The following is a 12,457-nucleotide window of genomic DNA, read 5'->3' on the forward strand; positions in this document are numbered from 1 at the left end:
ATTGGGGGTCAGTGATCCCCCATGTCGATGGCCCAGCCGGAGGAGTCGCCACTGCTTGCAATCTGCCCCTTCTCTCGCCACAGCTTGATCTTGAGACGCAGGTTGTTGGCCGAGTCGGCGTTTTTCACGGCCTCTTCCTCTTCAATGCAGCCCTCGACCACCAGCTCGAAGAGCGCCTGATCGAAGGTGACCATGCCGAGCGCACGGGATTTTTCCATCACCTCCTTAAGGCCGCCAAACTCATTGCGTTTGACCATGTCGCGCACCGTGTGGGTGCCGAGCATCACCTCGACGGCGGCACGGCGCCCACCCTCCTTGGTCTTGACCAGCCGCTGGGAGATGAAGGCCTTGAGGTTGTTGCCGAGATCCTGCAGCAGCTGCGGCCGCCGCTCCTCGGGAAAGAAGTTGATGATGCGATCGAGGGCCTGGTTGGCGTTGTTGGCGTGCAGCGTCGAGATGGCCAGGTGGCCGGTCTCGGCGAAGGCGAGGGCGTGCTCCATGGTCTCTTGGTCCCGGATTTCACCGATGAGGATCACGTCGGGTGCCTGACGCAGCGTGTTTTTCAGCGCCGCATGGAAGCTGCGGGTATCGACCCCCACCTCGCGCTGATTGATGATGCAGCGCTGGTGCTGATGGACGTATTCGACCGGGTCCTCAATCGTGATGATGTGGCCGCCGCTGTTACGGTTGCGGTGATCGATGAGGGCCGCGAGCGAGGTGGATTTACCCGAGCCGGTGCCGCCGACAAACAGCACCAGGCCACGTTTCTCCATGATGGTCTCGAGTAGAACCTCGGGTAGCTTGAGATCCTCGAAGCGGGGGATATCGGTCTTGATGTTACGCGCGACGATAGAGATCTCGTTGCGCTGCTTGAAAATATTGATACGGAAACGACCCACCTTGGGGATGGAGATGGCCAGGTTCATCTCCAGCTCCTTGGCAAAGGCGATGCGCTGCTCCTCGTCCATGATGCTCTCGGCGATACGCGCCGTCTCGCCGGGGGGGAGGGGATCGCTGCCCAGCGGCTTGAGCACGCCCTGAAACTTGGCGCTGGGGGGGGCACCGGTGGAGAGGTAGAGATCAGATCCATCCTGGTGGGCCAGGATCTGCAGCAGGGGTTGCAATTCCATGGTGGTTCCTCGATATCGCGATGTGTTGAGTATAACTGCAAGGGGCCCAGACCGGCTCAGCTAACCAGCTTCTCCCGGAAGACGAAGAAGACTGCCCCCATCATGCACAGGGCCGCCCATAGGTAGTCGAGCTTGATCTCCTCCTTGAGGTAGAAGACCGAGAAGGGGACAAAGACGGTCAGGGTGATCACCTCTTGCAGGATCTTCAACTGCGCCACCGTCAGCACCTGATGGCCGATCCGGTTGGCGGGGACCTGCAACAGGTACTCGAACAGTGCGATCCCCCAGCTCACCAGGGCTGCGATGATCCAGGGCTTGTGGCTCATGTTCTTGAGATGGGCATACCAGGCGAAGGTCATGAAGACGTTGCTGCACAGCAACAGGCCTATGCTGGTGGTGACGGGGTTCATGATTTGTGTCCAAAGCAAAGCGGGTGCTCTTTATAGCTTGAGTCGCTTGTGGGATAAAGAGGGAACACGGAAGTGAGTCGTCGTGGCAAGGATGGTGTAATGAAGTGGTGGTATTGGGCTTTGCTCTGGTTGGCGCCCTCGGTATGGGGCGCACCTCTGGTGGTGGCCATGGATGAGTGGCCCCCCTTTCGAATGGAGCAAGAGGGGCGTTTTCATGGCCTGGATGTGGATATTCTGGAGGCGATGGCCAAGCGCGCCGGGGTCGAGGTGGAAGTCCGGCGTTATCCCTGGGGGCGAGCCCTCTCGTTTATGCAAAGTGGTAAGGTCGATCTGATGATGGGGCTGGCCCGCACCGCCGAGCGAGAGCGTTATATCGACTATCTGGCCCCCTCCTATTACGAGTGTCACCCGGCCTTCTACGGCCGCGCCGAGGTAGCAAACCGAGTCCATCGTTATGATGATCTGTACGCCCTCGAGCTGGGCTACGTGCTCAAGTCAGCCTATTTCGAACCCTTTGACTCCGATCCCAAGTTGCGTCGTCATGGGGTGCCTACCGAGCAGCAATTGCTTGGCATGGTGGTGCGCGGCCACCTGGACCTCTTGGTTGGGACCGACTGCCAGGTCGACTATGCGCTGGCCAAGGATGCGCACCACCTGATCAAGACCCCCTGGCAACCCGATGCCAGGGTTAACCTCTATGTGGGCGTGAGTAAGCAGTCGGCCGGCAAGGAGCAGGCTCACCTGCTGGAGCAAGCCTTGGCGAGCATGATCAAAGATGGCACTATCGAGCGCCTCGCTACCGCCTATCGCCCCCGGGTTAAGGAGCTCCACTGAATCACCCTCTCCTCGCGTTGCAGGTACGCCAGCGCCATCGTCACCGACTGCTGCTGGGGACATTGCTGCTGGTGCTGCTGGCCATGGCGCTGCTCTCCCTCTCTCTCGGTGCCTATGGGCTCTGGCCCTGGCAGGAGCTGGATCCCATCGGGCGTCAGATCCTCTGGCAGCTGCGTCTGCCGCGCACCCTGCTCGCCATGGCGGTGGGGGCGGCGCTGGCCATGAGCGGTGCCACCTTGCAGGTGCTGCTCTACAACCCGGTGGCCGAGCCCGGGCTGCTCGGCATCTCCAGTGGTGCCGGTCTGTGTGCCATGGTGGCGATGACGCTGGCCAATGCGGGGGGGTGGATACTCCCCGCCTGGGCCCTGGCCCTGGCGAGTTTCGTCGGGGCTCTGTTGGTGACCGCGCTCCTGGTGGGGATGTCGCGTCGGCGGCGCCTCGATACCGGGCGTTTGCTGCTCTTCGGCGTGGCCATCGGCATCCTGGCCAATGCCGCCGTCACCTGGTTACTCTACCTGGCCGACGACGCCTCTCTGCGTCAGTTTATGTTCTGGCTCATGGGGAGTCTCGCCTTCGGGGGAGGCCAGCTCTTCTGGAGTCTGCCCTTGCTGCTCGCCGGCCCCCTGATGTTGGGCCTGCGTGGCCGTGCCATGCAACTGCTGCTATTGGGCGAAGATCAGGCGCGTCTGATGGGGCTCGATGTGGTGCGAGAGCGCACCTGGCTTATCCTGCTGGTGTGTCTGCTCACCGCGTTGGCCGTTTCCCTGGCCGGGGTCATCGGTTTCGTTGGGTTGGTGGTGCCACACCTGCTGCGGCTTGCCGGAGTGACCCATCCGCGCCATCTGCTGCCTGCCTCGGCGCTCGGCGGGGCCCTGTTGCTGCTGATGGCGGATCTGCTGGCCCGCACCACCCTCACCAGCGGTGAACTTCCCATCGGTGTGGTGACCGCGACCCTGGGAGCCCCCCTCTTTATCGCCCTGCTGATGAGGCGCCATGCTGCAACTTGAACGATTGACTCTGGCCGGCCGACTCGACGGTCTCTCGCTCTCGCTGGCGCATCCCGAGGCCGTGGCATTGGTTGGCCCCAACGGTAGCGGCAAATCGAGCCTGCTCGGCGCCATGGCAGGGCTGTTGGCCCCGAGCGCAGGGCGGATCAGCCTCGATGAGCGCCCCTTGGCTGAGTATGACTGGCCGTCGCTTGCCAAACGTCGCGCATTGCTGACGCAACGGGTTCAGCCGGGCCTGGCCATGCCGGTCTTCGAGTTGCTTACCCTGGGGGTAGCGCCCGAGCGTGTCGAAGCGGGTCTCGATACCCTGATGCAGACGCTGGAGTTGGTCCCGCTGCTGGGGCGCGATGTGACCACCCTGTCGGGAGGCGAGCTGCAGCGGGTGGTGATCGCCCGCACCCTGCTTCAGGTTTGGCCCACAGAGAGTGCCGGCCTCTTGCTGCTCGACGAGCCTCTGGCTGGACTCGATCTGCATCACCAGCACGCTCTGCTGGGATTATTGCGCCATCTGGTGGGGCAGGGGATGGTGGTGGTGCTCTCCATTCATGACCTCAATCTGGCCCTGCACTGGGCCGATCGTCTGCTCTGTCTCGAACAGGGCCAGCTGGTCTTTGATGGCACACCGGACCGGCTGGAACTGTCCCTCATCGAGCGGGTCTTCAAAATCAAAACCGGCCGCGTGGAGGCGGCCGGTCGTCACTGGATCTTGCCTGTCGGCCAGGGTTAACGCGGCTGGCTGCTCATGCGGGCTTGGCTCGCTTCGGCCAGCATGGCCACCAGACGCTCGCTCGTCTCCCAGCAGAGGCAGGCGTCCGTGATGCTCTGGCCAAAGGTGGCGGCGCGACCGTCGACCACCTCTTGGCGACCTTCGACCAGGAAGCTCTCGGCCATGATGCCGGCAATGCCGCTGCGGCCGCGGCGCAGTTGATCGCAGATATCCTCGGCCACCAGCATCTGGCGACGATGATCCTTCATGCTGTTGCCATGGCTGAAGTCCACCACCAGTCGCTCGGGCAGTGCCACCGCCGCCAGGGCCTCGCACGCCTCGTCGATGCTGGCGGTGTCGTAGTTGGGCCTGTGGCCCCCACGCAGGATCACGTGGCCGTGTGGGTTGCCGGCGGTGCGGTAGATAGTCATCTTCCCCTCTTTATCGGGGGAGTAGAAGATGTGGCTGTGGCGGGCGGCGCGCACCGCATCGATGGCGATGCGCAGGTTGCCGTCGGTACCATTTTTAAAGCCCACCGGGCAGGAGAGGGCAGAGGCCATCTCTCTGTGTACCTGAGACTCAGTGGTTCGTGCCCCGATGGCACCCCAGGTGATGAGGTCGGCGTAATACTGGCCGGTGACCATGTCGAGAAATTCGGTGGCAGTGGGCATGCCGAGTTGATTGATCTCGAGCAGCAGCTTGCGAGCCAGGCAGAGTCCTTGATTGACGTCGAAGCTGCCATCCAGATGGGGGTCGTTGATGAGCCCCTTCCAGCCGATGATGGTGCGTGGCTTCTCGAAATAGGCACGCATCACTATGCACAGGCTCGCACTGTAGCGCTCACGCAAGACCACCAGACGACGGGCATACTCCAGGGCCGCAGCCGGATCGTGAATGGAGCAGGGCCCGATGATCACCAGCAGGCGCTTGTCTTCACCCTGCAAGATAGCCTCGACTTCCCGACGCGCGTTCAGCAGATGGTGGGCCGTCTCGTCGTCGATGGGAAAGGAGTGGGCCAGCTCGCGCGGGGTGATGAGATCGCCAATGCGCCGTGTTCTCAATTCGTCAGTGTGAATGGACATATACAACTCGGGTCAAATGGCCGCCAGGGCCCATGAAAGCGAGGGCTTACCATAATGCAAAAGCCGCTTGATTGAAACCGCGGGACGCTCTGGTACTATCGTGCCCTCTGTTCTGCACTGCTTGCACATAGTCGAGGTGTCATGTGGGAAAACCTGGGGCAACCGGCCTGACCCGGATCATTCACGCCACCGGATATAGCATCAAGGGGCTCAAGGCTGCCTGGTGTAATGAGGCGGCCTTTCGTCAGGAGCTGATGCTCATCCTGTTTCTGATGCCGCTGGCGTTTTGGGTGGGGGATACTCTCGAGCAGATCCTGCTGCTGGTCTGCGTCAGCTGGCTGGTGGTGATCGTCGAGGTGCTCAACTCGGCGCTCGAGGCCGTGGTCGATCGGATCGGGGCCGAACGCCACGAGCTGTCGGGACGGGCCAAGGATATGGGATCGGCTGCCGTCTTTTTGGCATTGGCACTGACCCTGTTCGTCTGGGGGGCCATCGCCGGTCGTAACTTGCTTGGATGGTGGTAGTGGTCGCACAAGCGGCGTTCTCTGCTGGCTTTTTGCCCGCTTGAGAGAAAAAAAGGCAAAAAGCCTTGAATTATTCCCTTCGGGTCGCCACCTTCGGCTCCGGTCGTGCGCCAAATCGCGTGCTGGTGCACAGAATCGTACGGCGCTGCGGCTCGACTCGACCAAACCGCACCGCTATAATGCCGCGTCTGATTTTCATTTGAGCAAAGACACCCTGTTGTCTTTGAATACCAGGAAGACCCCGGGGAGACCCTTGGGGAGATAAAGGGTCAGCACCGAGTGCTGAGTTGAACGAGGTAAAAGAATGCAAGTTTCTGTAGAAACAACCCAGGGTCTGGAACGTCGCCTGACTATCACTGTTCCGGCTGCCGCCGTGGATGCCGCCGTCAAGAAAGAACTGAACGGTCTGGCCAAGTCCCGTCGTATCGACGGTTTCCGTCCGGGCAAGGCACCTGTTTCCATCATCAAGAAGATGTTTGGCGCCCTGGCCCACGCCCGCGTTGCCGACGAAATGATGCAGACCAACTTCATCAAGGCCATCATCGATAACAAGCTGAGCCCGGCCGGTGCCCCGACCATGGATCCGCAAGAGATCAAAGAAGGTCAGGATTTCGTCTTCTCCGCCACTTTCGAAGTCTATCCCGAGTTCGAAGTAGCCGGTCTGGACGCCATCAAGGTCGAGAAGCCGGTTGCTGCCGTGACCGACGCCGACCTGGACAAGATGATCGACACCCTGCGCAAGCAGCACGCCACCTGGTCTGAGGCCGATGCGGCCGCTGCCGATGGCATGCGTGTCACCATGGACTTCGTCGGCTCTATCGACGGTGAAGAGTTTGACGGTGGCAAGGCGGAAGGCTTCAACCTGGTACTGGGTGCCGGTCGTATGATCCCGGGCTTCGAAGACGCCATCATGGGCAAGAAGGCTGGCGACGAGTTCACCATCGAGGTGACTTTCCCGGCTGACTACCACGCCGAAAACCTCAAGGGTAAGGCGGCCAAGTTTGCCTCCAAGCTGAACAAGGTTGAAGAGCAGATCCTGCCGGAGCTGACCGAAGAGTTCGTCAAGCGCTTCGGTATCGAGAGCGGTGCCGTTGAAGAGCTGAAGGCCGAAGTTCGCAAGAACATGGAGCGCGAGCTCTCCCAGGCACTGAAGAACGCCGTCAAGGAGCAGGTGCTGAACGGTCTGGTTGAAACCAACGCCATCGATCTGCCGAAGGCTGCCGTTGAGCAAGAGATCGACGCCATGCGTAAGCAAGCTCTGCAGCGCTTCGGCGGCTTCCAGGGTGGCAACGTTCCCGAGCTGCCGGCCGAACTGTTCAAGGACCAGGCCGAGCGCCGCGTTCGCATCGGTCTGCTGCTGGGCGAAGTGATCCGCACCAACGAGATCAAGGCCGATGACGCTCGCGTTGAGTCCATCATCGAGTCCATGGCCACCGCCTACGAAGATCCGAAGGAAGTGGTTGAGTACTACAAGCAGAACGAGCAGGCCCTGAACGGCGTGCGCAATCTGGCCATCGAAGATCAGGCTATCGACCTCATCCTCTCCAAGGCTCAGGTGACCGAGAAAGCCGTGAGCTTTGACGAGGTCATCAACAAGTCTGGTGCCGGTGCCTAAGAACATTTGACTTAAGGTCAAGAGTGTTACGTATAATGGCCCGTGTGTTACTCACTCGGGCCATTTTATTTTAGGGACAATGCCTTATGTTCAAAAATTACAACGATGTGACCGACTCCCCCAGCAATGCCCTGGTCCCCATCGTGGTAGAGCAGACCGCCAAGGGTGAGCGCTCCTACGATATCTACTCTCGCCTGCTCAAAGAGCGGGTGATCTTCCTGACCGGTCAGGTGGAAGATCAGATGGCCAACCTGGTGGTGGCACAGCTGCTGTTCCTCGAGTCGGAGAATCCGGACAAGGACATCTACATCTATATCAACTCACCGGGTGGCTCGGTCACTGCGGGCATGTCCATCTATGACACCATGCAGTTCATCAAGCCGGACGTGAGCACCGTTTGCATGGGGCAGGCCTGCTCCATGGGTGCCTTCCTGCTGGCCGGTGGTGCCAAGGGCAAGCGTTTCTGCCTGCCTAACGCCCGGGTGATGATCCACCAGCCGCTGGGCGGCTTCCAGGGTCAGGCATCGGACATTCAGATCCACGCCCAGGAGATCCTCAAGATCAAGAACACCCTGAACGAGCGCCTGGCGTTCCACACCGGCCAGGACATGGCGACCATCGAGCGCGACACCGACCGTGACAACTTCATGTCGGCCGAGCAGGCGGTAGCCTATGGTCTGGTCGATGGTGTGCTGACTCATCGCTCCTGAGCACTCGGGCGCGGCCTGTAGTACACTGACCAAGAGAGTGCGCAACGACCGCGCCATCACGATAGAGGTTTCTTAATGACAGACAAACGCAAGGGTGAGGGCGAAAAGCTGCTCTACTGCTCTTTTTGCGGCAAGAGCCAGCATGAAGTGCGCAAGCTGATCGCTGGCCCTTCCGTCTATATTTGCGACGAGTGTGTCGAGCTGTGCAACGACATCATTCGCGAAGAGATCCGCGACATCTCTCCCAAACGGGAAGGTGCCGAGCTGCCGACTCCGCACAAGATCCGTGCTCATCTCGATGACTATGTCATCGGGCAGGAGCACGCGAAGAAGGTGCTGGCGGTGGCCGTCTACAACCACTACAAGCGTCTGCGCTCGAGCGGTGTCGACACCAACGGGGTCGAGCTTGGCAAGTCCAACATCCTGCTGATAGGTCCTACCGGCAGCGGTAAGACCCTGCTGGCCGAGACCCTGGCGCGCCTGCTGGATGTGCCCTTCACCATGGCCGATGCCACCACTCTGACCGAAGCCGGTTACGTGGGTGAGGACGTGGAGAACATCATCCAGAAGCTGCTGCAAAAGTGTGACTACGACGTGGAGAAGGCCCAGCGCGGTATCGTCTATATCGACGAGATCGACAAGATCTCCCGCAAGTCAGACAACCCCTCCATCACCCGTGACGTATCGGGCGAAGGGGTGCAGCAGGCGCTGCTCAAGCTGATCGAGGGGACCATCGCCTCGGTTCCGCCGCAAGGGGGGCGCAAGCACCCGCAACAGGAGTTCTTGCAGGTTGATACCTCCAAGATCCTGTTCATCTGTGGCGGTGCCTTCGCCGGTCTCGACAAGGTGATCGAGCAACGCTCCGTCAAGGGGACCGGCATCGGTTTTGGCGCCGAGGTCAAATCCAAGGATGCCAAGGCGACCTTGAGCGAGACCTTTGCCAAGGTCGAGCCCGAGGATCTCATCAAGTACGGTCTCATCCCCGAGTTCATCGGTCGTCTGCCGGTGGTCGCGACCTTGAGCGAGCTTGACGAGGCGGCCCTGATCCAGATCCTGCAAGAGCCCAAGAACGCGCTGACCAAGCAGTATGCTGCCCTGTTCGATCTCGAAGGGGTGGAGCTGGAGTTCCGTGAGGACGCTCTGGTCGCCATCGCCAAGAAGGCGATGGAACGCAAGACTGGTGCTCGTGGTCTGCGCTCCATCGTGGAGGCTGTCCTGCTCGATACCATGTATGACCTGCCTTCTCTGGAAGACGTCAGCAAGGTGGTCATCGACGAGGGCGTCATCAAGGGTGATACTCCGCCCTTGATGATCTATGAGCGTCCCGAGACTCAGGCCGCGGCTTCTGAATAAGTGACTGTGTTTTAATCAAATGAAAGGGGCAAATTGCCCCTTTCATGCTTTTTGGCTCCTTATTCGTTGAATCCCCCCGATCAGCCCCCATATACTCAGCCAAGCGCTAGCCAACGGTATAACAAGCCGAGAGGACATATATGAACCTAGAGCGTTCAGAACGCATCGAGATTCCCGTCCTGCCTCTTCGTGACGTGGTGGTTTATCCCCACATGGTCATTCCACTCTTCGTGGGGCGGGAAAAATCCATCCGGTGTCTGGAAGCGGCAATGGAGCACGACAAGAAGGTCTTGCTCATTGCCCAGAAGGATGCCTCCACAGATGATCCGACCGTCGAGGAGATGTTCACGGTCGGTACTGTGGCCAACATTCTCCAGATGCTCAAACTGCCCGATGGCACCGTCAAGGTGCTGGTCGAAGGCGGCCAGCGGGCACGCCTGGAGCGGATGGTCGATGATCGTGCCTATTACGTGGGCGAGGCGAGCTACCTTGCCTCCGAGGGGCTCCCCGAGCGGGAAGCCGAAGTGCTGGTGCGCTCCGCCATCGGCCAGTTCGAAGGCTACATCAAGCTCAACAAGAAGATCCCGCCCGAGGTGCTCACCTCCATTGCGGCGATCGATGATGCGGCTCGTCTGGCCGATACCATGGCTGCCCACATGCCGCTCAAGCTCGAGGACAAGCAGAAGGTGTTGGAGTTTGCCTCCGTCGCCGAGCGCATCGAGTTCCTGATGGCGATGATGGAGTCCGAGATCGATCTGCTGCAGGTCGAGAAGCGTATCCGTTCTCGCGTCAAGAAGCAGATGGAGAAGAGCCAGCGGGAGTACTACCTCAACGAGCAGATGAAGGCGATTCAGAAAGAGCTTGGTGAGCTGGAAGACAGCCCCGACGAGTTCGAAGCCCTCAACCGCAAGATTGAAGAGTCCGGCATGCCCGAGGAGGCGCGCGAGAAGGCCTTCTCCGAGCTCTCCAAACTCAAGATGATGTCCCCCATGTCGGCCGAGGCGACCGTGGTGCGCGGCTACATCGACTGGTTGGTACAGGTGCCCTGGAAGGCTCGTACCAAGGTCAAGAAGGATATCGCCAAGGCTCAGGCCATCCTCGACGCGGATCACTATGGTCTCGAGAAGGTGAAAGATCGCATTCTCGAGTATCTGGCGGTGCAGGCTCGCGTCAATAAGCTCAAGGGGCCCATCCTCTGTCTGGTTGGCCCTCCCGGTGTCGGCAAGACCTCTCTGGGTCAGTCAATTGCCAAGGCGACCGGGCGCAAATACGTGCGCATGGCCCTCGGTGGGGTGCGTGACGAGGCCGAGATCCGTGGTCACCGTCGTACCTACATCGGCTCAATGCCGGGCAAACTCATCCAGAAGATGGCCAAGGTCGGGGTGAAAAACCCGCTGTTCCTGCTCGACGAAATCGACAAGATGAGTTCGGACATGCGCGGCGATCCCGCCTCTGCCCTGCTGGAGGTGCTGGATCCGGAGCAGAACAACAGCTTCAGCGATCACTACCTCGAGGTGGACTACGACCTCTCGGATGTGATGTTTGTCGCCACCTCCAACTCCATGAATATCCCGGGCCCGCTGCTCGATCGTATGGAGGTGATCCGTCTGTCCGGTTACACCGAGGACGAGAAGCTCAACATCGCCAAGCAGCACCTGGTGGCCAAGCAGGTACAGCGCAATGGCCTTAAAGAGACCGAGATCACCATCGAAGACTCCGCCATTCTCGGGGTGATCCGTTACTACACCCGTGAGGCCGGGGTGCGTAGCCTGGAGCGGGAGATCTCCAAGATTTGTCGCAAGGCGGTCAAGAAGATCCTGCTCGACAAGAACATCAAGCACGTCACCGTGAATCAGGAGAACCTCAAGGAGTTCCTCGGGGTTCAGCGCTTCGACTACGGCAAGGCCGAGGATCACAACCAGGTGGGTCAGGTGTGTGGCCTGGCCTGGACCGAGGTGGGGGGCGATCTGCTCACCATCGAGGCGACCTCTGTGCCCGGCAAGGGCAAGCTCACCTTCACCGGTTCGCTCGGTGACGTGATGCAGGAGTCCATCCAGGCCGCTATGACGGTGGTGCGTGCCCGTGCCGAGAAGCTGCGGATCAACGCCGACTTCTACGAGAAGCGCGACATCCACGTGCACGTCCCGGAAGGGGCAACCCCGAAGGATGGTCCGAGTGCCGGCATCGCCATGTGTACCGCTCTGGTCTCCAGCCTCACCGGCAATCCGGTGCGGGCCGATGTGGCCATGACCGGCGAGATCACCTTGCGCGGCGAAGTGCTGCCCATCGGTGGCCTCAAGGAGAAGCTGCTGGCCGCTCACCGTGGTGGTATCAAGCGGGTGCTGATCCCGAAAGAGAACGAACGCGATCTGGAAGAGATCCCGGCCAACGTCAAGGCGGATCTCGAAATCCATCCGGTACGCTGGATCGATCAGGTGCTAGAGCTGGCCCTGGCCGAGAATCCGCAGGGTTTCGAGGTCGTTTCTGACGTCAAAGCATGATGTACCGCAAATTTGGTGCATGAGGGCGGGGGAGAAGGGTTGCAAGGTCTCATTAAGGGCAGTAGCCTTGTCCCCCGACCGGGAACTCATGATGAGTCGCAAGGCGTGATGTGGCGCGGGTTTGCGCCAGATTGTCACTTGCAACTGATCAGGAGGCTTGTTATAAAACCTCCACTTGTTGCGGCCAGGGAAATCAGCGCCGTAGCGATGTTCGATAAAAGGGGAATTAAGAGTGAATAAATCTCAACTGATTGACAAGATTGCCGATGGCGCTGATATCTCCAAGGCCGCTGCCGGTCGTGCGCTGGATGCCTTCATCGATGCCGTTACCGACTCTCTGAAAGAGGGTGACCAGGTTGCTCTGGTTGGTTTCGGTACCTTCGCCGTTCGCGAGCGCGCTGCCCGCTCCGGTCGTAACCCGCAGACTGGTGCCACCATCGAGATCGCTGCCGGTAAAGTACCTGCCTTCAAAGCCGGCAAGGCCCTGAAAGACGCAGTCAACTAAGCCGCCTCGGCTTCCGGTTCGATTCGTCGAAGCGAAGATGTGAGAGGGCTTCCCTCATACTGATTGACCTAGGCGCATCG

The 12,457-nt window shown here is 60.2% G+C and carries 12 protein-coding genes; 9 read left to right on the top strand and 3 right to left on the bottom strand.

Features of this window, described 5'->3' with window-relative positions; translation table 11 throughout:
* Positions 1-8: 8 nt before the first annotated feature.
* Together BN1121_RS18455 and BN1121_RS18460 are read right to left on the bottom strand one after the other, a co-directional pair.
* On the bottom strand, positions 9-1,130 hold the full coding sequence (locus tag BN1121_RS18455) for a PilT/PilU family type 4a pilus ATPase (protein ID WP_005354085.1): 1,122 nt from the start codon (positions 1,128-1,130) through the stop codon (positions 9-11).
* A 56-nt stretch (positions 1,131-1,186) separates the two neighbouring features.
* Positions 1,187-1,540 (bottom strand): DMT family protein, encoded by a 354-nt coding sequence (locus BN1121_RS18460; RefSeq protein WP_005354083.1) that lies wholly within the window; start codon positions 1,538-1,540, stop codon positions 1,187-1,189.
* A gap of 99 nt (positions 1,541-1,639) precedes the next feature.
* Between BN1121_RS18460 and BN1121_RS18465 the strand changes: the two genes are divergently transcribed.
* The 3 genes from BN1121_RS18465 to BN1121_RS18475 are packed head-to-tail and all read left to right on the top strand — an operon-like array spanning position 1,640 to position 4,108.
* Positions 1,640-2,374, top strand: a complete 735-nt coding sequence (locus BN1121_RS18465) for a substrate-binding periplasmic protein (RefSeq protein WP_005354081.1) — start codon at positions 1,640-1,642, stop codon at positions 2,372-2,374.
* Between the two features lie 17 nt (positions 2,375-2,391).
* A complete protein-coding gene (btuC, locus tag BN1121_RS18470; RefSeq protein ID WP_005354078.1) occupies positions 2,392-3,381 on the top strand; it encodes a vitamin B12 ABC transporter permease BtuC in 990 nt (329 codons plus the stop codon).
* Complete coding sequence (locus BN1121_RS18475) at positions 3,368-4,108, top strand: ATP-binding cassette domain-containing protein (RefSeq protein ID WP_005354076.1); 741 nt, start codon at positions 3,368-3,370, stop codon at positions 4,106-4,108. The genes btuC and BN1121_RS18475 overlap by 14 nt, the downstream gene beginning before the upstream one ends.
* Here BN1121_RS18475 and BN1121_RS18480 read toward each other — a convergent pair.
* On the bottom strand, positions 4,105-5,169 hold the full coding sequence (locus BN1121_RS18480; protein WP_005354073.1) for a 3-deoxy-7-phosphoheptulonate synthase: 1,065 nt from the start codon (positions 5,167-5,169) through the stop codon (positions 4,105-4,107). The two genes, BN1121_RS18475 and BN1121_RS18480, sit on opposite strands and share 4 nt — an antisense overlap.
* Positions 5,170-5,312: 143 nt before the next feature.
* Here BN1121_RS18480 and BN1121_RS18485 point away from each other — a divergent pair, with 143 nt between their 5' ends.
* The 6 genes from BN1121_RS18485 to hupB all read left to right on the top strand — a co-directional run bounded on the left by BN1121_RS18485 (position 5,313) and on the right by hupB (position 12,377).
* Positions 5,313-5,693: a diacylglycerol kinase gene (locus BN1121_RS18485; protein ID WP_005354071.1), complete on the top strand. Its 381-nt coding sequence runs from the start codon at positions 5,313-5,315 to the stop codon at positions 5,691-5,693.
* A 304-nt stretch (positions 5,694-5,997) separates the two neighbouring features.
* Complete coding sequence (gene tig / locus BN1121_RS18490) at positions 5,998-7,308, top strand: trigger factor (RefSeq protein ID WP_005354068.1); 1,311 nt, start codon at positions 5,998-6,000, stop codon at positions 7,306-7,308.
* A gap of 86 nt (positions 7,309-7,394) precedes the next feature.
* Complete coding sequence (clpP, locus tag BN1121_RS18495; RefSeq protein WP_005354052.1) at positions 7,395-8,018, top strand: ATP-dependent Clp endopeptidase proteolytic subunit ClpP; 624 nt, start codon at positions 7,395-7,397, stop codon at positions 8,016-8,018.
* A 75-nt stretch (positions 8,019-8,093) separates the two neighbouring features.
* On the top strand, positions 8,094-9,371 hold the full coding sequence (clpX, locus tag BN1121_RS18500; RefSeq protein WP_005354050.1) for an ATP-dependent protease ATP-binding subunit ClpX: 1,278 nt from the start codon (positions 8,094-8,096) through the stop codon (positions 9,369-9,371).
* Between the two features lie 140 nt (positions 9,372-9,511).
* Positions 9,512-11,872, top strand: coding sequence for an endopeptidase La (lon, locus tag BN1121_RS18505; protein ID WP_005354048.1), 2,361 nt, complete (start codon positions 9,512-9,514; stop codon positions 11,870-11,872).
* Between the two features lie 232 nt (positions 11,873-12,104).
* Positions 12,105-12,377, top strand: a complete 273-nt coding sequence (gene hupB / locus BN1121_RS18510) for a nucleoid-associated protein HU-beta (protein WP_005354046.1) — start codon at positions 12,105-12,107, stop codon at positions 12,375-12,377.
* Positions 12,378-12,457 lie beyond the last annotated feature (80 nt).

Source organism: Aeromonas diversa CDC 2478-85 (assembly GCF_000819805.1).
In the GTDB taxonomy this organism is placed as follows: Bacteria; Pseudomonadota; Gammaproteobacteria; order Enterobacterales; family Aeromonadaceae; genus Aeromonas; species Aeromonas diversa.